At 55.3% G+C, this 21,974-nt stretch carries 19 protein-coding genes; 10 read left to right on the top strand and 9 right to left on the bottom strand.

Annotation, left to right across the window (positions count from 1 at the left end; genetic code table 11):
* Positions 1-8: 8 nt before the first annotated feature.
* The 3 genes from A4G99_RS17830 to A4G99_RS17820 all read right to left on the bottom strand — a co-directional run bounded on the left by A4G99_RS17830 (position 9) and on the right by A4G99_RS17820 (position 2,150).
* A complete protein-coding gene (locus tag A4G99_RS17830) occupies positions 9-281 on the bottom strand; it encodes a hypothetical protein (protein ID WP_066146795.1) in 273 nt (90 codons plus the stop codon).
* 98 nt (positions 282-379) lie between these two features.
* Positions 380-1,582 carry a glycoside hydrolase gene (locus tag A4G99_RS17825; protein ID WP_066146791.1) on the bottom strand — a complete coding sequence of 401 codons (1,203 nt, stop codon included), beginning with the start codon at positions 1,580-1,582 and terminating at the stop codon, positions 380-382.
* A gap of 337 nt (positions 1,583-1,919) precedes the next feature.
* A complete protein-coding gene (locus tag A4G99_RS17820) occupies positions 1,920-2,150 on the bottom strand; it encodes a hypothetical protein (protein ID WP_066146787.1) in 231 nt (76 codons plus the stop codon).
* Positions 2,151-2,350: 200 nt separating this feature from the next.
* Here A4G99_RS17820 and A4G99_RS17815 point away from each other — a divergent pair, with 200 nt between their 5' ends.
* Together A4G99_RS17815 and A4G99_RS17810 are read left to right on the top strand one after the other, a co-directional pair.
* Positions 2,351-2,773: a GtrA family protein gene (locus tag A4G99_RS17815; protein WP_066147298.1), complete on the top strand. Its 423-nt coding sequence runs from the start codon at positions 2,351-2,353 to the stop codon at positions 2,771-2,773.
* 234 nt (positions 2,774-3,007) lie between these two features.
* Positions 3,008-3,565: a MaoC family dehydratase gene (locus tag A4G99_RS17810; RefSeq protein ID WP_066146784.1), complete on the top strand. Its 558-nt coding sequence runs from the start codon at positions 3,008-3,010 to the stop codon at positions 3,563-3,565.
* 1,079 nt (positions 3,566-4,644) lie between these two features.
* On the opposite strand, the gene A4G99_RS17805 is transcribed toward A4G99_RS17810, so the two are convergent.
* Positions 4,645-5,175, bottom strand: a complete 531-nt coding sequence (locus A4G99_RS17805; RefSeq protein ID WP_066146781.1) for a hypothetical protein — start codon at positions 5,173-5,175, stop codon at positions 4,645-4,647.
* A gap of 351 nt (positions 5,176-5,526) precedes the next feature.
* Between A4G99_RS17805 and A4G99_RS24490 the strand changes: the two genes are divergently transcribed.
* Positions 5,527-7,425, top strand: a complete 1,899-nt coding sequence (locus A4G99_RS24490) for an ABC transporter permease subunit (RefSeq protein ID WP_082837887.1) — start codon at positions 5,527-5,529, stop codon at positions 7,423-7,425.
* On the opposite strand, the gene A4G99_RS24485 is transcribed toward A4G99_RS24490, so the two are convergent.
* The 4 genes from A4G99_RS24485 to A4G99_RS17780 all read right to left on the bottom strand — a co-directional run bounded on the left by A4G99_RS24485 (position 7,422) and on the right by A4G99_RS17780 (position 12,915).
* Positions 7,422-8,333, bottom strand: a complete 912-nt coding sequence (locus tag A4G99_RS24485; RefSeq protein WP_082837886.1) for an ABC transporter ATP-binding protein — start codon at positions 8,331-8,333, stop codon at positions 7,422-7,424. The two genes, A4G99_RS24490 and A4G99_RS24485, sit on opposite strands and share 4 nt — an antisense overlap.
* 898 nt (positions 8,334-9,231) lie before the next feature.
* Complete coding sequence (locus tag A4G99_RS17790; protein WP_066146771.1) at positions 9,232-10,284, bottom strand: S66 peptidase family protein; 1,053 nt, start codon at positions 10,282-10,284, stop codon at positions 9,232-9,234.
* A 922-nt stretch (positions 10,285-11,206) separates the two neighbouring features.
* Positions 11,207-11,968: an IclR family transcriptional regulator gene (locus A4G99_RS17785; protein WP_066146768.1), complete on the bottom strand. Its 762-nt coding sequence runs from the start codon at positions 11,966-11,968 to the stop codon at positions 11,207-11,209.
* Positions 11,969-12,129: 161 nt separating this feature from the next.
* On the bottom strand, positions 12,130-12,915 hold the full coding sequence (locus A4G99_RS17780; protein WP_066146765.1) for a creatininase family protein: 786 nt from the start codon (positions 12,913-12,915) through the stop codon (positions 12,130-12,132).
* A 322-nt stretch (positions 12,916-13,237) separates the two neighbouring features.
* On the opposite strand from A4G99_RS17780, the gene A4G99_RS17775 reads away from it, so the two are divergent.
* The 7 genes from A4G99_RS17775 to A4G99_RS17745 all read left to right on the top strand — a co-directional run bounded on the left by A4G99_RS17775 (position 13,238) and on the right by A4G99_RS17745 (position 20,656).
* Positions 13,238-14,938, top strand: coding sequence for an ABC transporter substrate-binding protein (locus A4G99_RS17775; RefSeq protein WP_150123166.1), 1,701 nt, complete (start codon positions 13,238-13,240; stop codon positions 14,936-14,938).
* A 130-nt stretch (positions 14,939-15,068) separates the two neighbouring features.
* Positions 15,069-16,031: an ABC transporter permease gene (locus A4G99_RS17770; RefSeq protein ID WP_190303818.1), complete on the top strand. Its 963-nt coding sequence runs from the start codon at positions 15,069-15,071 to the stop codon at positions 16,029-16,031.
* A gap of 1 nt (position 16,032) precedes the next feature.
* Positions 16,033-17,025 (top strand): ABC transporter permease, encoded by a 993-nt coding sequence (locus A4G99_RS17765; protein ID WP_066146757.1) that lies wholly within the window; start codon positions 16,033-16,035, stop codon positions 17,023-17,025.
* Positions 17,022-18,041: an ABC transporter ATP-binding protein gene (locus A4G99_RS17760; RefSeq protein ID WP_066146754.1), complete on the top strand. Its 1,020-nt coding sequence runs from the start codon at positions 17,022-17,024 to the stop codon at positions 18,039-18,041. Before A4G99_RS17765 ends, A4G99_RS17760 begins: the two co-directional genes overlap by 4 nt.
* A complete protein-coding gene (locus A4G99_RS17755; protein WP_066146751.1) occupies positions 18,034-19,143 on the top strand; it encodes an ABC transporter ATP-binding protein in 1,110 nt (369 codons plus the stop codon). The genes A4G99_RS17760 and A4G99_RS17755 overlap by 8 nt, the downstream gene beginning before the upstream one ends.
* On the top strand, positions 19,140-19,349 hold the full coding sequence (locus tag A4G99_RS17750; RefSeq protein WP_066146749.1) for a hypothetical protein: 210 nt from the start codon (positions 19,140-19,142) through the stop codon (positions 19,347-19,349). Before A4G99_RS17755 ends, A4G99_RS17750 begins: the two co-directional genes overlap by 4 nt.
* A 611-nt stretch (positions 19,350-19,960) precedes the next feature.
* Positions 19,961-20,656: a plastocyanin/azurin family copper-binding protein gene (locus A4G99_RS17745; RefSeq protein ID WP_066147296.1), complete on the top strand. Its 696-nt coding sequence runs from the start codon at positions 19,961-19,963 to the stop codon at positions 20,654-20,656.
* A 202-nt stretch (positions 20,657-20,858) separates the two neighbouring features.
* Here the strand turns inward: A4G99_RS17745 and A4G99_RS26110 are convergent.
* A partial coding sequence (locus A4G99_RS26110) for a hypothetical protein (protein WP_190303802.1) occupies positions 20,859-21,974 on the bottom strand: 1,116 nt, incomplete at its 5' end.

The raw sequence follows: 21,974 nt of genomic DNA, 5'->3' as shown, positions 1-21,974 counted from the left end.
GTCCGTGTTCACTGGAGTTGCATTTGAGCGGCGTGGTCTACCGCGGCGTCCGCTATCTCGGCCGCGGTGGCATCGGAACGGTCCGCGATCACTCGAAGCAACATCCCCAGTTGGACGGCGGTCATCTCCTGTAACTCCTCGTTTTCCTCGACATCGTTTCCGAAGTAGTACTCCTGTTCGCCACCGTGGTGAACGAGTCCGACGTAGACGGACCTGAGTTCGTCTCCAGTGACCGCTTCGGACGCGCGCTCCTGCAATTCCTCGAATTCGGGGTTTTCCATCGTTCAATGGACGTAACGAAGCTCCGTTAAACCATGGGTACGTTCCATCCGTTCGCAAGCGTTGAGCACCACGGATTGTATCGCGCAACCAGCGCAGGTCACCTCGGATGGGGGCCCGTCAGCGGTACCGCCGAATCCTCCATCGCGGACATCCACTGCGGATACTCCTTCCGTTCCGTCCCGTCGAACGACGGGTCGCCGGACATCGCCTTGATGGCACGGGCGTCGTCGAGACTCCAGACCGCGCCGTCTTCGTGAAACAGGCCGTTCACCACGCCTTGACGCCGGAAATGGAGCTCCGAGGCTGGCCGTACCATCAGCGACCAGAAGAAGTTCCCGACGTTCGCTTCGTGGATGAGCGGGGCGAGCGACGCGTAATCCGGGAAGCGCGCCTCGCCGCTTACGTCCGCGAAAAATCCATCGCCCGGACGGACCCGTTGCCATTCGGAGAGCCACACTTGGCTTTCTTGCTGAACTTTCGTCAGCGCCGCCTGTTGGAGCACACGGCGGAACAACGATGGCGTCTTGACGAAGTTGTAATGGAACTGGAGGATGTCCATCCCCCAGTCGAGATACTCGGCGTTGTTCGCGAGACTAGTGGAACCCATCGTGAGCGGAACCGAACCCCGATGGAGCGTCAGTACCTTCGCCATCGCCTCGACGAACTTCCGGGACGCCTTCCGCCACCCCGGTTCGTTCGAGAGTTCGATGGCGAGCAACCGTTCGTCGCTCCCGTATCGGGTCATGAACCACCGGATGAACTCGCGCGGGGTATCCCAGAGTTGCTTGTCGAGCATCGTCCTCGTCGACGGAGAGAACGTTTGAACGCCGGTGAAAAGGCCCGTGTCGTACAGGTTCTCGAAGGTGGGTTCCTCACCGATGCTATCGAACAATCCGAGAAGAACGCGGAGTCCGTACGTCTCCGCGGTTTCGAGGAAATGTTCCAACCGCTCTTCGTGTGCGTCGCGGTCCTCCACCCAGAACTCGTAACTCAACCACGTTCTGATGGCGTTGAGGTTCAGACTGGCGGCGTAACCGAGATCGCGTTCGATGACCGCGGGATCGTACTCCCGCCACATCTGGTACCGGTTGAACGCCCGTGCCGGAATATAGATGGCACCGCGAACGTCGACCGCATCCGGATTCGAGTTCGATTCGCGCGAGGTGGTTGTACTCCCTGACGCAGTTCGTTTCGTTCCATCGCCGCGCGAGGCGGACCACGAATTACAGCCAGCAAGCCCGATAGAAGACGATGTTGCCCCTATTTGGAGGAAGCGGCGGCGGGAAATCTGGGGGTCCATTCGTAGGGGGCGATTGTCGAGTCGTATGATAAAGACTGTGCCCATGGGTTTTCGATGTGAAATGATACCACTACCCAACGGATCGTAGAAGAAAAGACGATGAATTCGGACGATCATCACACCCGGAATTCCCGTGCGCGGTAATCCCTGTCGGGTATCGAAGTCGGCCAAACGGCGTGGCATGTGGACGGGGCGAGACAGTCGTTCCGATACGCCGCAGTCGAATTCCACTCACCGCTACGAGGACTCCCCATCACTCGGTCGGGGACACGGGTGAGGGGTGGGAAGTGGGAATGGGATGGGGGATAGGAACGCGAGCGAGGGACGCGTATGTCGGTTAGCGCTCCGAATACCACGCCTGCTTTTTCTCGTCGTCCTCGGAGCGTTCGTCTTTCGCGGCGCGCGCCTCCAACTCATTCACGCGCGCTTGGAGATCGTCGATCTCCTCGCCGAGCGTGTGAACCGTTTCGCTGAGGGCACCGATCACTTTCCGCGTATCGGGGTCGATACCGCGTGCCGCCTGCATCTCGTTCAACTGTTGTAGCAGTTCGTCGTGTGTGTCCGTCATAGGCGAGGTATGGAATGGGACCACCACAAATCTTTGGCAAAATATTCGATACCTTCGATTATCAGGTGTGTTAGGGATGAAAACCGTCAGATAATTGGATGACCATCGAATGGCGCTTCGGATTTCCCGTCGCTTCCACGGGCGTTCGAGCGGGAGAGAAACGACAGGAATACACGGTCCGAACCACTCGGTACCGAAATATGCTTCGGGAACCTCTTCGCGATCTCCGGCGCGGCCCGCTCTTCCCCCAGTTACGACGGTTCGTCGCCGTCGGAGCAGTCGCTGCGGGAGTGCAAATCGTTCTGCTTTGGATGTTCGTCGACAAAGCCGGTCTCAACTACTTGCTCGGCGCGGCAATCGCCATCGAGATCACGATCCTGTTTCAGTACTCGCTCAACAACGCCTGGACGTTCCGCGCGACTCGAAATTCGACCACGAGCGACTATCTCGCCGGGTTACTCAAAACGAACGTCGTCCGCGGGTCGGCGATCCCCATCCAACTCGGGATCCTCTATGTGCTCGTCAACAGCGGCGAGATTCTCTATCTGCTGGCGAACGCCGTCGCGATCATGATCAGTGGCGTCTACCGCTACGTCCTCGATTCACGGTGGACGTGGGGGTGAACGATCCATCCGGCATCGAAGGCCGGACCGCGACGAGTCGATCCGCGTCGAACAGGGCAACGATCACCGACCGAGTTCGTTTAAGTAGTTCTCGCGATAAGGAGTAGATACGAGGGAGATTTTCGACGACAATCATTTTCCGGTGAGTCCGTACTATCCCGGTAGTAGATGGAGAGCGGACGCTAGGGGAGTCGTTCGTTTTAGTATGCTCTCGGTCGCATAGCCAACTGAACGATGAGCGAGAACGATAGACGCCTCGTTGCTGGCTGGCACGGGCGATATTTCGAGGATTTCACCGTGGGCGACGTGTACAAGCACCCGTTTGGACGAACGGTGACCGAAACGGATAACGTCTGGTTCACGAACGTCACGATGAACTGCAATCCGATGCATTTCAACGAAGCGTACGCCGCCGAGACGGAGTTCGGCGAACGACTCGTCGACGGGACGTTCGTCATCGCCCTCGCGGTCGGAATGAGCGTCATCGATATCTCCGTCAACGCGACGGCGAACCTCGGCTACGACGAAGTTCGCCATCACGCACCAGTCTTCCACGGCGACACCATCTTCGCGGAGAGCGAGATACTGAACAAACGCGAAAGCGAGTCGCGCGAACACGTCGGAATCGTCACGACGGAGCTCCGTGCGTTCAATCAGGACGGCGATTTAGTGCTCTCGCTCGAACGGACGCCGATGGTACTCAAACGAGCGTTCGCGGAACCGAGCGCGGCGGTACCACCGGGATGGCCCGACGGCGTCGGGACACAACCGGACGATGTCGATTCATCGTGACTCGCACTCGTTTCTATAGCCCTTACGATCTCTGAACGGAATAAACATACACGATTTCTTCGTAGTACAATCACACCCGCTCTTTAACTTTATCCTGACCCTGTCTGTGATCGTTCCCACGCGATCATCGAACTCATTTCTCCTCGTGAGTTTCTGAGATAGCCCGCTCGCTACGGAGGGACTGGTTTCGTGATTCGATGAAGGCACCGTTCCGCTCGAAATCACTTCCGCTTATCAAATCAGGCAGAAGAGCAACTTCATGATGAATAGAAATAGGCACATTCATTACTTTTCTTAGTTCTTCGTAATTATACGTCGCGCTGAATCACGATGGTGTCTAGTTAAGATTCTATACTAAATCGATGGTTCCAGGTAGGATGTTTGCGAGACTTACCGCCCTCTGTAGTCCCAGAATCCAGGGGAGTCTCGGGGGTGGTCTACCCGCGCTTGATTGATCAGGGTCTATTTGTTTCACTGCCTCATGTTGCACTAAGCGGGTGTGGATGAACGGTCTTTTAAATACGCGCAGTACCCTTGCTACTGCCGGCAGTTCTGGTTTCTGACCTGAACATTATGTTCCAGTCACTTTTGATGGATTTCATGTTGTGGCTGCTCGTTCACCACAGAGTGCAACAGGCACCGAAACAAAGCTGCTGCTCAGTATTGACGTGTTTGATCGGCATGGGAGTAACTCGACGGCTGCGTTTCTAACTGGATTGACTGAGAAATACGATCTTTCGGACGCTCTGTTTCTCGTCGATGGCTACGGCTATCGGACTGCAATCATTTGAATGAATTGAGTAGCCGGCTCGACTATATAGAGCGAAAGCGGATCGAAGTGGTTTTACACGCTCAAACAGCAAATCGACCGCCTCCATACATTGTGGGTGAGCAGTCGGTCAAGTGTCCAGCGGTGGCTTGAACAATTTGGGCATTACTAGAACCGCCAATCGTTCGATGGCCGTACATCTCTTGAGGACGAGCTAAACTAGACAGAGCCCGGCTCACTATTGTGTGAGAAAAGTAATTTTTATCTATATGATTACCTGTGAAGTCTAGATTGTCTACCTATGCTTGTATTAGAGAACTTTCCGATTTGCACTTTTATTGATGTTCCCGTTATTGTGTGCAACAATCTCTAATATTGCTTGATTCGTGGATATATGCTGTCCTGCAACCGAGTGGCTGAACCGTAACTTCCGCTTTGCATCAACGGCCCCAGCAGTATCCACATTTGAATAATCTATTCCTTTGTAATGCCACAGAGAGTTCGGGGCATTCCCGTTTGAGGAAAGCGAATTAAAAGAGACATTATTATCACTAGGGTAATAGTGGCAATCGAGAGTCATGGATGCCCTCCAAATTATCGTGTTCGTTTCCTTTATCTTATGTGTGTACGACACGCTAGGTGAGATGGGAATGTATTCGGGAGTAATCGCATTCTCCGAGCTGATCTCCGTTGTCGTGACTCGCTCGTATGCCTCTCGCACCAATTCGAGTTGCTTTTCGTCCAATTCACTGTAAGCTTTGACGACACTATCGGTTTCTCCCTGTTGAAGCGACCGCGTCACGAACTCATCGACCATGTTGGGCTTGTCTTCAACGACCATATCGGCCGAAACTGCGTCATCTTGACCGGACGTTGCACTACTCAAACCGCCAAGTAGACCGATGCTAGCCGTAACTCCAAGACCTTTAACTACGTTTCGTCTATTCAGTTGATCTCGTTTATCTTTCGTCATAGACTGCAAAATTCTATTATTATCGAGATCGCATAATATTTTTCTATTGAATAAAAATAAATACTATATAATATGACACTCGTGCATTCTATTATTACTCAAAGAGGACATAATATGGACAAGAATAAGGATTGGTTTTTGATAGACTAGATCTCATACTCATTCAACATTCTGGAAGGACAGATTTAAGCGATCAGGAGAAGGTTCTAACCGTGAAGGATGCATGTACAATTTACCAAACTACTCTCGGTTTCACGAAGAGAGTACCAAAATATTCTTAGTCGACGACTGTTTATAATCGTCTCCGTTATTGCTTTCTCTATAGGATTGATCACAACTTCATTACGGCCAACGACTGTCCAGATACTCGGTGGGGCAACTCCTATTGCAGACGTTCAGGGGACAATTGCTTTATTAATACCATTCGTTGCAGCGACATTTGGGTATCGTACGATCATTGGCGAGCGGGAGTCCGGAACGATTCGTATTCTCGCGGGAACCCGTCTTAGCCGCTCGGATATCGTCCTCGGAAAAATCGTTGGACAGACCGCTGCAACATTCACACCGGTTATCTTTGGAACGATTTTCGTCGTCGTCGTCGATATATTCTCATTGCATAGGTTTTCCGTTGGAATCGCCCTTGAATTCGTGGTAGTGGCACTAATATACACTTTCGCAGTTGTCTCTATCATCGTCTCGATCTCGACGCTTGCCACCTCATCGGTTCAATCGGCAGTCCTCGTAGGAGTCACCGTGCTCGCTGGGTTGCTCTTCTGGAGCGACTTGATGGTGACCTTTCTTTGGAACATATTCACGGGCACTGTCCCCGGGAATAGTCTACGATATCCGAACATCTTCGAGATGGCTTCTCGATTGTCACCGAATGATGCCTACTACGTTCTCACTAATTGGGTTCTCAACGTGCCAGTCGGAACGGATAGTGCCGTTACTCAACTTACTGGGCCGTTAAACGAAGTTGCGAGAGGAGAGTCACAACCTATCTATCTCGCACCGTGGTTCTCTCTTATACCCCTTGTTGGTTGGCCATTCGTGTTAGTACTATTCTCACTTCGAGCGTTTGAGAATGGATCACTCACTGTCCAACACGATAAAGAATCTAACTGGATTCGTCGACTGCAAATCCTGTGGAGTCGTCCGTCTAACTGGATTTCTTTTGGGAGCATCGTTGGTAGAAGAGAACTCTCCTCTCGGCTTCCCGGACGATGGCAGTCAATCGCACAACGTGAGTTCCGTATCCTCTCACGTTCACCGGGCATCTGGCTCCTCGGCGTTCTCATTTTCGTAATCAGCATCTCCAGTCTTGCTGTTCAAGATATCGTCAGAAACTATCTTGGTTCACTTGTCCCATTGGCTGTTTTACAAACACCAGGAATTACATTGTTCGCAGGTAGTGGAGTCGTGTTTTTCACATTCCGTGCACTGTCCGAAGAGCGTCGCTCAGGAAGTATTCGCTTGACAGCGGGAACAAAAGCATCGCGTGTAGACGTTATCGTTGGTATTCTTATAGGACGTACAATTGCGTTCTCGGTTCCTGTGCTGATAGCAATTGTACTCACCTGTGCCGTCGCAGCTCCTCAGTATGGTGCTGTTCCCCTAGTGGAGTTACTCGGATTTCTCGCGGCGAGCGTAGTATTTTTGTTTGCTATGGCTGCTGTTGGAGTTGCAATCTCTACACTTAGCCGACACCGGGTTGTCGTTGGTGGGTTGGCATTTGCATTCGTTGCTCTCCCGTTTTACTGGCAGCCAGTAATAAATTCATTTTATAGTATCGTAACCGGGCACGCGGTTAATCTTCTTCACCCACCAAATGATCCCGCTTATTTCCTACTTAAATGGTTGTTACCGCAGAACTTGTACCGAGTTCTCACGAACTGGCTACTTGGTGTCCCAAATTCTAGTGGAACTGCTCTATTTGTCATCTCTGATGTTTTACAGCCATCCACCATCTCGAATATCACAACCGTGAGGTCTGTATTTGGGACAGACATACCGGTTTGGTTCCTTCATCCAATTCTGACCATGGTTGGCTTGGTGCTCTTGCTTGGAGTCTCGCAGATCTTCTCAGTTCTTGTATTCTCCCGTAGCGATTTAGGTTAATTCTCGGGTGTATTATCGGCCAGCATGATGAAAGCATCTTCAATAGTCTCTTTTTCGATGTGGAAGTCAGAAACAGAAAGATCGAACTCACAGATTAATTCAAGGATTCTGAACTGGTCTTCAGGTTGGCAGGTGATTGTTACTCCAGTCTCTTTCTCGTCAATTTCAGTGACTGATCCCAGATCTTCGAGACGCTGATATAGTTTCTCTGGGAGTGGCGTGTCGATTGATAGCCGTCGTTCAGTTCTAACAGTTCTCCGGAGTTCTGTGGGAGTTCCTTCGAAAAGAAGTGTACCATTGTCGAGTAATCCAACTCGGTCGCAGACGCGTTCAACTTGATCGAGAACGTGAGATGAAAACAAGACAGTCGCACCGCGATCGCGCTCGTCAGCGACAATCTCTCGGACAAGACGAACACCATGCGGGTCAAGACCGGAGAATGGTTCATCGAGAATGAGCAGATCTGGCTTCCCCGCGATAGCCATTGCGAGCCCGAGGCGCTGTTGCATACCTTTTGAGTAGTCACTAGCATACTCATCGGCTGCGCTGTGGAGTCCAACTCGGTCAAAGATGAGGTCTATATCGTCATGATCATCATTTGCGTCGAGAATGTATTTGACGTGTTCGCGTCCTGTGAGCCGCTGATACACGCCAAATCGGTCTGGGAGAATACCAGTTCGTGAGTGGATCGTTTCAGACTCTGTCTGCACATCGAGGTCAAAGACTGTTGCACTACCACTGGTGGGTCGTGTATAATCCATTAGCATATCGATGGTGGTCGATTTTCCTGCTCCGTTCGGTCCCAGGAAACCATACACTTCTCCACGTTCGATGGTGAGTGAGAGATCGTCAACAACTGTTTTGTTATTATATGATTTTGTGAGATTAGTAGTACTGATCATAGACATATTATATGATAGTAGGGGATTTAAAAAAATGTGACTATCTCTGTTGTCCGAACAGCGTTACCCTGGAGGTAGTGAGACTTTACAGTCTACTCTGTTGAGGAAGTACGATGACGACAGACAGTCTGAGATCGTACGTCAGACATAGAGTTCAGTAAGTACCAAAAGTTCATAGGTAAACAGCAGCAGGCCAACAACATGGCGATGGCCGCTAGACCACAACCTCGACAACAGCCAAACTACCGTTATTCAACACCTGTCACGTTTGATTCTGTACTTGATTGAGAGACTTAATGAGTTGGTATCCTACGATGAATATTATAAAGCACACGAGGCCAGCAATCCAGGATATTAACTTGGCTGGATTGATAGCGATGACCAATATTGCGAAACCTGTTCCCAGAACTCCTGCAAATACAAAAACGTGACCAATCAGCCTCATAATTATTCGATACATCTGAATCTTATCTACTCCTCTGTATGCTTCTGCAATATATCTGTGTAAAGGATTTTCTTAACATACCGATGAATGATTGTCTTCACGAACCGTGCATAGATTGTTGTGCGGATTCTAAGGCCGATCCACTGCCGCTTATACTGCCCAGCGGTAGTCAATCGCCTAAATCGGCGAAATTCAAGAACTCGATCGTACCGCCGTCATTCGTTCTACTTCTGTTATTAAATCAATCAGTCATCTCGAAACGGGGCGTAATCCCAGAAATCAGACTGCTTATGTCTCGATTGTTCGGAGCAGCCGAATTCAATCATTGAAATCGACGACAGTTGACACGCTAAACATGAAACTCGCAACAGAAACCTATGTCATCCGTTCTATTCTGTAAACAGGGAGTGGCTGCTGACAAGGAAACACAGGACCCCGGCACATTACCCTGTCGTGCAATCAGAGAAGTCGAATTGATCTGGTTGAAGGTTCTATTTCGACCTCACCGCCGATCGGAACCGGGCACGTCGGGTACGTATGTCCAAACTCGCAATTAAAGACAGCAGGTGCGTTCGGGTTGTACGTCTCGAGAACGTCAGTAATAGCGTCGCGCTGGCGCTCTCGGTATCCCGCTCGCCATTCCTCTGGGTTGTCCTCGGCATGTGAGCGTGCGGCGGCACGCCCAACGAGAACACCGTCGAATCGTTCAAGGAGACCGCGTTCGCCGAGTGCTCGGAGGTTCGCACGCATGACGGCTGGGTCAGGAATCAGCTCGCTCGTTTCGAGCGCAAGAACAGCGCCGTTCAATGTGTCAGGATTGGGTACATAGCGATCGGCGAGGAACTGCTCGACGAGGACCTCATAGCAGCCACCCCAAATTCGACCCGAGACAGTTTCTTCGCCGCCACGCCAGATTCGACCACCAGATTGTTCGATCTCGCGCGTGGTTTCGACTGAATCGGGGCTCTCCCAATCACCGGCCTCGTCGGTGAATAGTTCCGCTTCGGTCCACTCACCGATGGAATCCTCGAAGAGCGCACGCCGGAGGTACTCCGTGGTGTAGTCGAACATCTCGCCGTCCATTGCGTATTCGAGCAGCGTTGACCCGCCGTAGTACGAGACAATACCCTGATTCCAGAGGAACAGCGCTAGATTCGTGTTGTCTGACCAGCCGTAGAATCGCGTTGGGTGCTTGCGGAGCACGTCACCGTCGAGATACGGGAGGACCGTGAGCTGGTCATGGCCACCGATATTAGCAATCACAGCCGAGATATCAGAATCACGGAAGGCACTCATGATATCTTCAGCGCGCGCTTCTGGATTGTCCGCAAGCCACTCAGGGTCGGCAGTCGCGGTCGGGTACTCGATTGGTTCAAGATCGAAGACTTCACGCATTCGTGTGAGACCGAGGTCATAGACGAACCGAGCACTCTCTGGGGCGTTCGACGCCGGTGCGATAACTGCGACCTGATCGCCGGGTTCGACAGGCTGAGGTGTGATGAAATCAGGCATGATTGGTATCTGTGGAGGCGTCAAATAATTCTTGTCGAACCACGCAACTATCTGGCGGGCCGTGACGATCCTCTCCGGAGGCCGGAGGGCTGCCAGGATAAGCGTGAATCTCGCCGCAGCCTAGTCCAGCAGGCCAGTGCACGCACTCGATCGGACTGACGAATAACACACCCAATTAAATTGTACTTTCTCTACAAACACGAAATTATACCTTCCACGAGAGCCATTAGATTCCTCGCAGGAATCAGAGTCAGTCGATTTCGACCACCAAGCCAAGCGTTCGAAACACTCGATATATAACACACCCAATCCGCACCACGGATTGCGCACAGATCGATTCGGGGGTCCCGGGGTGGTGGTACTTCCGCTTATGGTTCTAAGCGGAAGTTCGTGTGCCGAAGGAAGGATTACAGATATCGGTTGTTTCAGACCCGCTACTGCTCAAAAACGTCCATCCGCGAAGATTATAAATTATATAATGCTATATCAAATTCGCCGTTTCGATCTATCGAGTCCGAGAAGGAGATTTCGACGGGATACACCGTGAAGGAGTGTCGATCGACGCTTGCGGGTGATGATAGCTGACCCTACCCGCGGCAGTTTCAATTAACCATTACACAATTAGTACTGTAAAGTACAACTCCAAGAGAGGGTAATCGCTGACGAAAGATAACCAATTCATGTGATCACTTTTCGTACCCCGACTCGGACGACGCTTTGAATCGGTATCCCGTTCGGAAGCGAAATGATAGTCATGGTCGATTTTGGCGCTCAAATGGTCGGCGAGGAAGAACCACTGTCGAATACTGCTTCCAACAGTGTTGGACAACGGCAGGAAAAGGGAACCATGGTTCGAAGTCTTTGTCCTCGGCGACTGGACGTTCGTCGGTGGAAACCGACGCGCGAGTATCCGACAGTATCGCTAGGAGTAGGTGAGGTTGATTCCGATGATGTTGGCCGTATTCTGGACCAAGTTCGGTAGGTCCTCGCGGAACCGTTGACCGGTCATTCGACCGCGGGGACCCGAGACGCTGACGGCACCGATGACTTGGCCGTTGTCCAATATCGGTGCAGCGACACAACGGAGACCTTGTCGGAGTTCATCCTCGTTGGTCGCGTACTTGCGTTCACGAATCCGTTCCAGTTCGTTCCACAACACGGAGCGGTCGGTGATCGTTTTCTCGGTTCGTGCGGGCAGTCCATGCTTCTCGATAATCTCCTCGACGTGGCGACTCGAGAGATGGGCGAGTATCGCCTTTCCCGCGGAGCGACAGTGCAGATGGACCCTGCTTCCCGGGTAGTTGTGAACGGGAATCGAGTTCTCCCCCTTCGCTCGGTATAGGTACACTCCTTTCCCATTTTCGAGGACGGTGAGACTCACTAGCTCACCCGTCTCCCTCGCTAGGTCGTTGATTTCGGGATACCCGACCTCGTAGACCTGCCGTTGGTTGCGAACCGTCTCCCCCACGTCGAGAAATCGAAGTCCGACGTAGTACCGATGATTTCGATTCACCACGTATCCGATGTCCTCCAAGGTACTGAGGTAAATGTGTGCGGTACTTTTCGGGAGACCGAGTTCGTTTGCGACCTCGGTTACGCCAGCACCATCCGTCTGTTTGAGGTGTTCGATTATCTCGAAAGCTTGTTGGAGCGATTTGAGTGATTTCGTCGTTCCCTGTGACATTGAAACACTGCTTTTCGTAGAATCATAATAAATCTTCCTCCAAAATTACCCTCGATTCCTCTCACTTACGAATTCGCTCTCTCATCCCGCCGACGCGGTGTCCAATATAGTTGGACACCGGTTCTCGGTGGTTTCGACGACGTTCGAAACGACCGTCTCGGTCACTCGTCACTCGCTATACGGCCGTCACCGCCGCTCGGTTGCTGGAGATCCTCCCGAAGCGCGGTGAGGATTCGATCGGTCGTTTCAGCGACGACAGTCTCCATGAACTCCGGATCCGAGTTTCGGGGGTCACCGCGTCCGCCCTGGACGGCCAAATCGGTGTACCACCGATACTGGCGTGCATTGTAGCTGGCCTTCCGCTCCTGTTTTTCCTTCCGTTCCGTCCTGACGAGATCCGGATGGAAGAGTTCGACGGCACTGGTCTCGTGCTCGCCTGCGTGGCTCCAATCCTCCCCGAATCGCTCGTTGAGTAGGTCCCGTGCGTACGACGTCCAATTGACGATGTACACCTCGATTCCCGTGTCGCGTTCGAGGCGGTCGGCCGCGAGTTTCAACGGGGACAGATTTCCGCCATGACAGTTGACGATGAGTAATCGACTCGCCCCGTGTTCGGCGATCGATGAGCCGAGCTCCCGAATCACGGTCTGGTACGTGTCCGGCATCAGGGTCATCGTTCCTGCCCGTGTCATGTGGTGTTCGGAGTACCCGTACGGAAGCGTCGGAAGCCGAAGCATGTTGAATTCGTGTTCCGGTGCACGTTCCACGAGAACTCGCGTGAGGTTTTCCGCCCGGAGGGTATCGACCGACACGGGAAGGTGTAACGAATGCTGTTCGATACTACCGGTAGGGAGGACCACGAAATCGGCCGCCAAAATCGATTCCTCGGCTTCCTCCCACGTGAGACCCCCCAAGTCGTAGTTCTCGTATTCCAATGAAACCGTCATTTGTTTCGATGCCCTCGTGTTCCACTCGTCGTCGTTTCCGAACGCGTGTGAGTACTGAACGCTCTATTCTCCCGAATACGTGTTCTTACCATTTCTGGATCGATCTTAGCATCTGGGCCCCCTCTATAAATAAATTTGCATACGAGGAACTTATTCTCGGGATTTCCGTGTTAGTCTTCTCCGCAACCGATTCGTCGTTTTAGCACGCATATTGACACGAATAATCGCTCAATAGCAAAAATATATATGTAGTTAATTCGATGTCCGAACGTCACGCGACACCAGACCACAGACTATGACAGGGAAGATCATCGAATACGACATGGATAGACGTGAGTTTCTCGGAATCGCCGGGGCTCTCACCGGAGCATCGCTCGCCGGGTGTACAGGAAACGGTTCTACAAACGGCGATACGAACGGGAACGGAAACGGCGGGGGCGGCGGAACAGGGTCGAACGCGACGGTTCGGCTCAACGTGGGAATGCCCGCTGAACCGTGGAACTTCGACCCGGCACTCTGGTCGGATACGTCCTCAAGTATCATCGGCCGATTGATCTACGACGAAGTGATCGAGCTATCGACGAACACGAAATTGCAACCCGGACTCGCGAAATCAGTCCCGAAATCCAAAAGCGGGGGAAAGGCGTTCGAGTACACGCTCCGGGATGGGCTTACGTTTCATAACGGCGACGAGGTCACCGTCGAGGACTTCAAATATTCCGTCGACTGGATTTTGAATCCCGACAACAACTCACCCGTTCGACGGCGTATCCCGTTCGCGAGTGGGACGAAAATCGTCGACGACCGGACGCTTCGTCTCGAACTCTCGAAGCCGTTCACGACGATCAATTGGTGGCTCACCCGCGGTCTCGAAGGAGTCGTTCCGAAGGGGTCGCGCGGGTCGACGTCGAAGGGAAAAGGTCCGTCCGGATTTTCGACGAACCTCACGCGGGACCCGTCCGGCGCCGGAACCGGCCCGTTCGAATTCGTGGAGTGGAAAAGCGGCTCTCACGTACTCCTGAAGAAGAACGATAACTACTGGATGGACGGCATCCCGAAGGTCGACGAGATCAAGTTCCTGTTCATTTCGGAGGATGCGACCCGCCTCTCGAAGCTTCGATCGGGGAACCTCGACCTGACGAGCGCGATACCGGCCAAGGACTACGAGTCGATGACGAATCGACCGAATCTCGACGGAAAGACGACCGCGGGTAACACGACCGAGGTCCTCTATCCGAACTTGATGGATACCGGAAACAATCCGATGGCGAACGTGCACAACCGGCGCGCGGTCCTCTTCGGAATCGATGCACAGGAGATACTGAAGGAGATCTTCTACGGCAACGGCGTGGTACAGAAAGGGCTGTGGTATCCGGACAGCGACTGGACGTCCCCCAATCTCAAGAAGAAGAAGCTGTACGACCCGAAGAAAGCCAGAGCAGAACTCGAGAAGGCGGGTAATCCCGACGGGTTTTCCCTCAAACTCATCACCACGAAGGGCGGCCACTTCAAGGACGAAGCCGTCATCATTCAGAACCAACTCGGCAATATTGGGATCGACGTCGAAATCAGCGTCCTCGAAAAGTCCGCGCTCTTCGATCAGGTGTACGACACGAAGGACTGGCAGATCGCGCTCGAAAACTGGACGAACGCGGTCCCCGTCGTCACGTATTGGCTCAGGTCCGGTTTCGCCGACAACAACCACAACCACGTCAACTGGCACCACGAAAGCCCGGACCTGGACGACAAGTACAAGCCGACGGGTCCGGCGGCACCGTCGGACGCGAAGGGGGACTTTTCGAACGGCCACGAGTGGTTCGTGAAGACGCTCGAAAAGGCACAAGCGTTGGACGACCAGGGGAAACAGAAGAAGATCGTCTGGAAACTCGAAGAGTATCTCGTCGAGAACGCCATTCAGATCGACATCGCGTACAGCAATCGGTATGCGGTGTGGAACTCCGACGTTACGGGCTTCAAGATGGGCAAATTCACCTCGGATATGAGGGGAGCCAGCAAGAAATGATTCAGCCGTCGTGGTACCCACTCGTACGAAAGTAACAGATCAGAACGACCAGTGTTCGCACAGAGATATATATGGAAATCAGCAACGATACGGCCGACACACATCGAACAATGGAGAATCGAACATGACTATCGCCCGGTACGTTCTCAAGCGGGGACTGCTCGCCATTCCGGTATTATTCGGGGTGAGCATCGTGGTGTTCGGAATGGTTCACATCGCCCCCGGCGGTCCGGTTCGACTCCTGCTCGGCCCGTTACAGGACGAGGCGCTCGTCGCGAAGATACGACAGAACCTCGGCTTGGACCAGCCCATGTACGTCCAATACTGGTTGTGGATTACCAAGGTGGTGCAAGGGAATCTAGGCACGTCGTTGACGATACAGCCGGGAACGCCAGTGACGAAACTCATCGCCGACCGCCTCCCACTCACGATCGAGCTTGCGGTCTTCGGACAGCTTCTGGCCGTCCTCATCGGCATCCCGGCAGGGATCATCGGCGCGCTCCGTCAGAACAAACCGACGGACCACGTCGCACGAATCGGCGCGCTCGCCGGTATCTCCATTCCCGACTTCTGGCTCGGCGTCGTCCTCATCATGGTGTTCGGCGTCTTCTTCCAGTTCAAATGGGCGACCGGCGGGTGGGTCCCGCTATGGCAGGACCCCGTCTCGAACCTGAAGCACATCTTGCTACCGACCATCGCCCTCGGAACCGCTCACGCGGCGATCATCCAACGGATGACGCGTTCGGAAATGCTGGAGACGATCAACCAGGATTACATCCGGACCGCGAGAGCGATGGGAATCAAGAAATACGAGATCATATTCAAAGACGCCACGAGGAACGCGCTCATCCCCGTCGTCACCGTCATCGGTACCGGATTCGGCGGGTTGATGAACGGGGCCGTTTTGACCGAGTCCGTGTTCAGCTTACCGGGCGTCGGACGCCTCCTCATCCTCGCGATCAGCCGACGGGATTACCGGGTCATACAGGCGCTCGTCCTCTTCATCGCGATCGTCTTCGTGTTCATGAACCTCGCCGTCGACGTTCTGTATGCGTATCTCGACCCGAGAATCCGTCAGGAGGGGCAGAACTGACATGGCGACCGAAGACGCAACTCGGTCCGAGCGGATCGGACCACACCGAACGCAGTTTCAGCAGTTCTGGCACGATTTCCGGCGGAACCGACTCTCCTTGGTCGGTGGCGCGATCATCGGGATCGCCGTCGTCGCCGCGATTCTCGCACCGGTACTCGCGCCACATCCACCCGCGGCGCAGTACGACGCTCCGGGGATGTCACACAATCCACTCCCACCTGGCTCCACCGTCATGATAAAGAACGAGAACGGACAGGTCGTCGGATCGACTACCGTATTGCTCGGGACCGATAACCACGGGCGGGACATCCTGTCGCGCATACTGTTCGGGCTCCGAACGTTGCTCACGGTATCGCTCGGTGTCGTGATCTTCTCGATGATCGTCGGCGTGGCCGCGGGTGGGGTTGCCGGTTACTACCGCAACTCGTGGCTCGACGAGGGGATCATGCGATTCATGGATATCCTCTTTTCGTTCCCCAGTTTGATCCTCGCCATCGCTGTGGTGGGGGTGCTCGGCGTGGGAACGACGAAATTCGGTTCGTTCGTGATACCGAACATCCTGAAGATAGTGATCGTCATCGGCATCGGATACATCCCGAACTTCGCTCGGGTGATGCGCGGGGCGGTTCTCAGGGAGATGGAGGAGAACTACATCAACGCCGCGAAGTCCATCGGTGCAGGGGATATCCAAATCCTCACCCAGGAGGTCGCTATCAACACCATCCCGGTCATCATCGTTCAAGCGACGCTCTACATGGCGACCGCGATTCTCGCCAGTGCGGGACTCTCGTTCCTGGGGCTCGGGTTGCAGCCACCGACGTCCAGCCTCGGATTGATGCTTTCGAACGCCAGGAGCTACATTTACAGCGGTCAATGGTGGTTCCCGGTGTTCCCCGGAATCGGGATCATGCTGATCATCCTCGGGTTCAACCTGCTCGGCGACGGTCTACGTGATGCGCTCGATCCGCGGTACACCGAGGAGGGTCGAGAATGACGGCCGAGGCGGTTCTCCAAGTCGAAGACCTCGTGACGCGGTTCTACACGGAGGAGGGCGTGGTCAAAGCCGTCGATGGAAACTCGATCACGCTGCACGAGGGAGAGATACTCGGAATCGTGGGCGAGTCCGGGTCGGGAAAGAGCGTCAGCGCCCTGTCGATCATGGGCCTGATCGATTCCCCCGGACGAATCGAATCGGGGACGATTCGATACCGCGGTGAAGACCTGCTGGAGAAGACGGACGAGGAGATGAGACGACTCCGCGGTGACAGGATTTCGATGGTGTTCCAGGACCCGATGAGTTCGCTGAACCCCGTCTACACCGTTGGGAGTCAAATCGCACGGGTCGTCCGAGAGCACCGAGGCGTCTCGAAGCGGGATGCTCGGGAACGAACCATCGAACTGATGCGGGAAGTCGGTATTCCAGAACCCGAAGCGCGCGTGGACAACTATCCGCACGAGTTTTCGGGCGGGATGTTGCAGCGTGCGCTCCTGGCGATGGCTATCTCCTGTGACCCGGACGTGCTCATCGCCGACGAACCGACGACGGCGCTCGACGTGACCATCGAAGCACAAATCTTCGAGGTACTCGACGACCTGCAAGAGAAGTACGGGATGAGCATCATCCTCATCACGCACGACCTCGGCGTCGTCGCCGGTACCTGTGACCGCGTCGCGGTCGCATACGCGGGCCGTATCGTCGAACGAGCCACCGTCGATGCGCTGTTCGAGAACCCACGCCATCCCTACACCCGCGGATTGATGCGCTCGATCCCGCACGTTCGCGGCGGTCGAAGCCGACTGACGCCCATCGAGGGACAGGTTCCGAACCTCACGGCACTTCCGTCGGGGTGTTCGTTCTCCCCTCGCTGCGTCCACGCGACCGAGGAATGTCGGACGTACGACCCGGAGCTACGAACGGTGGAACCCGGACGGGAAGCCGCGTGCATCCATGCCCGGGGATACGGCGCACACGACGTAATCGCTTCGCGCGAGGAGGTGGCCGATGACTGACGACATCGAGGAATCGTTCCTCAGAGTGACGGATCTTCGAAAGGAGTTCGTTCAGAACGACGGCGTCATCGACAGACTGCTTGGGTCGACCCGGGAGGTAAAAGCGGTACGCGACGTTTCGTTCGATATCCAACAGGGAGAGACGCTCGGTCTGGTCGGGGAGTCCGGTTCGGGGAAATCGACGACGGCACGGAGTCTACTCAGACTGATCGAACCGACCGCGGGCACCGTCACGTTCGACGGAACGGACATCACCTCCCTTTCCGAACGGGAGTTGAAGCGATTCCGAAAACGGATGCAGATCGTGTTCCAAGACCCCGCATCCAGCCTCAACCGTCGGAAGACGGTCGATCAGATCATCCGTCAACCGATGAAGATTCACGGGTTGTACGCCGGGGAACGAACCCAACAGGTTCGAGACCTGATGGAACAGGTGGGACTCCCACCGGGGTACTCCAACCGATACCCGCACGAGTTCTCCGGCGGGCAACGCCAACGGATTGGGATCGCACGGGCGCTGGCAGTCGAGCCGGATTTCCTCGTCTGTGACGAACCTGTCTCCGCACTAGACGTCTCGATTCAGGCACAGATTCTGAACCTACTCACTGATCTTCAGGACGAGTACGACCTCACGATCCTGTTCATCGCCCACGATCTATCCGTGATTCGTCACGTGTGCGACCGGGTCGCGGTGATGTATCTCGGCGAGATAGTGGAGGTCAGCGACACGGAGTCGCTGTTCAGGAGCCCACAACATCCGTACACGAAATCGCTCATCCGTGCGATTCCCGAGCCTGATCCGACGCTCGCCCGGGAACGGGAAGCGCTGTCGGGAGAGGTCCCGTCCCCGATAGACCCACCATCCGGATGCTCGTTTCACCCTCGTTGTCCCATGGCAACGCCCGAATGTCAATCACGAGACCCATCCCTCGAACAAGTGTCGGGAGCGAAGACATCACACGAGGTATCGTGCATCCACGTCGACAAGTTCGAAGAAGGGTCGGATACCCGAGTCGATGATCGGTCGGTGGATCGATACGCGCCGGAAGCGTTCGATCACGAGTCAGAAGCGACGCCGATATACGAGGAGGAACAGCGATGAATCTGCGGACGGACGACGTGCTGATGCCCGTAATCCACCTCGGGTTGACGTTCGTGATCGTGGCAGCGTATCACTGGTTGCTCCCCCTGTCCGGGATGGTCGGATTCGTCGTTCTGATCGCCCTCTCGATTGCGACGTGGGTGATCGTCCAGTTGCTGTTTCTTCGTCGGAGCGGACCCCAGCATCGGAACGTGGAATTCCGGTAACGCTCCGATCCGGGTGGGAGTCGGACTGCGAAGTTCGATTCTGCCGGTGCGAATTCGGCGGGTGCTACGCGGTGTCGTTTCGTAGACGTCTCGTAACCTCGTTGCATAGCCGACGAACCGGCCGAGATAGAGTGCGGAACGTCTCGGCCACCGATCCTCGAACGAGATTGAAGGGATCATAAACTCGATGTCGCAATACAGATCGTGGGAAACTGGAAGGCACGAACGGAATGATCGGGTCGGATCGAGGTCCCCGATAGCGCCCCCTTCGGGGAAGAATCGACGTTTTACTGACGGCGCGCTCGATACAAGAATGGTATCAGCGACTGGCTCGATTATTGGTTAGTACAATTGACCAGTTCATCGATGACTCATCGGTCGTAAACTCGAAAAGGGATGGGATCGCTGCTGGATTCGTCCCCTAATCACGGACGAGCGGCATTTCGAAATCGGCACCACTACGCTTTTTGACGACCGGATAGTATGTCTCTGATGAGACCGCTTACGATACACCGACGACGAGCGGTCCACGGGGGGACATGGATGTACGCAACAAGGACGAACGACGGAAAGGGGGAAACGACGGTTCTCACGCAAACCGTCGATGGGGTATGAAACGAAGAACGTTCATCGCCGGTCTCGGTACCGGAGCGGCCGGGGCGACTGGAACCGTCGCTGCCCAGGATTCCGGCGATTCGGGGTCGGGAAGCGGTGCCAATCCGCGGCGAGGAAGCGGAAGCAAATCCGACCCGTACGTCGTGGATATGGTGACGAGTGGATCGAGCTACTACTTCGACCCCGTCGGATTGTACGTCGAGAAGGGCAGTTACGTCCGCTGGGTGATCGAGTCGGGAGGCCACTCGACGACGTCGTACTCCAAGAACAATCCCAACTCGTCGTCGTCACTGATTCCCGACGGAGCGAAGTCGTGGGACAGCGGCGTCATCAACCAAGGACATTTCGACTACCAATTCACCACCGAAGGGACGTACGACTACTACTGCATTCCTCACAAGACCCTCGGCATGGTTGGCCGCATCGTCTGCGGAAGCCCTGGCGGTCCGGCGGAGAACACGGAGATTCCGGACGACGTCGGTTCCGGCATCATGCCGGACGGAAAGACCATCGTGAAGAAACAGTCGCTCTCGTACCCGTACGTTCCGACCACCGGCCACGGTGGGCCGCCAGCGTTGTTCTGGGCGGGGGCAGGCATATTCGGAGCCGTGAGTCTGTACCTGTTCCACATCTACGACGTGAAAACGGGACGGTACGACGAGGAACACTCCGAATACCCGAAAACGAAGTAGATAGTGTCAACCACTCGTTCGGGCAGAAGTGTCAGAGATAGGGACGCGGGTCCGAATCAGTATCCGAACAGTTTCCAGAGCCACTGGCCGGGCGTCCGCGGGCCGAGATCGGCCGGTCGGCGGGCGATCACGTCAGGTCCCGTTTTCACGTCGTAGCGCACCGAGACGTCGGGGTCGAAGTCCGAGTCGGGGGACGTCGCGTTCAGGCGGGCGCGCCGCCGAGGAGGACGCCCCGGTCGGTGTCTACGCGCATTCGGACCCACGCGGAGTGGTAATCGGCGTTTGCTGGTGGGTCCACGCCGACGGCGCGGAACGCCGCGGCACCGTCGAGTTCGAGCGTCTCGGTGTCGTTGCTGTGCGCGACCACGTTCCACGCTCCGGTGTCCGGCCTCGGGACGCCGTACCCCCCGGTCGGACCGTAGTCCTGGCGAAAGACCCAGTAGCCCGGATACGCCCACACCACGTGACCGCGGTCGGTACGTCGGGTACTGACCGCGAGGTAGCGGTCGCCGCCGCGGAGGGCGTACTCAACACCGGCGTCGGCGTAGCCGGTGTTGTTTTCGTTCTCGCTCCGGTACGAAGTGCGGAAGCGCCGGTTCGTGCGGTCGAGGACGAATCCGTTGTACACTGCGTGGCTCCCGTCCCCGTCGTTGGCGAGGTATTCGATCCGGTTGTTCGACGCGAAGGTGTTCGAGACGGCCGTCGCGTACGCCGCCGTGGGATCGCTCGGCAGCGGCGTCGCCGCGTTCGGTGTCGGCCGCGTCTCGGTTACCCGGACCATAGAAGTGCTGGCGACGAGAGCGAGGACGATCAGGCAGGCGACGACCGCTCGTCGAACCGGGACGCGAGGCGAACTCGACCGTCCGCCGTCTGTTCCCCTCGCTTCCGTCGTTGCACCATCGACGACGGCCGCATAGCAGAACGGCGTGACGAGCACGACCGTGAGAACGGGCAGGGTGACGACGACGAGGAAGGTAACGGGCGAGGCGGTCCGGGCAGCGTAAAAGAGGAACGCAACGCCACCGTCGGCCACGACGGCGTTGAGGACGAGGGCGATGCCGACGAGGGTACCGGTCCGGCGCGGGTCGGCAAACGCAGTTCCCACGGTCGCTCGGGCGGCGGCGCGGCGGTCCTCGCCAGCGACGACGCCGGCGAGACCGGGCGTGAGCGCGATCCACACGAGCAGAGTACCGAAGGCGATGCCGACGAGTGGTGCGAGGCCGACGACGACGTACGGGATGACCCGCCGAGTGCGTAGACGGCAAAGCGAACCGGCGTATCGACGAGGATGAACAGCGCCGCGCCGAGCAGCGACTGC

This window comes from Haladaptatus sp. R4 (assembly GCF_001625445.1).
Classification (GTDB): domain Archaea; phylum Halobacteriota; class Halobacteria; order Halobacteriales; family Haladaptataceae; genus Haladaptatus.
This window is presented reverse-complemented; position numbering and strand designations above follow the sequence as displayed.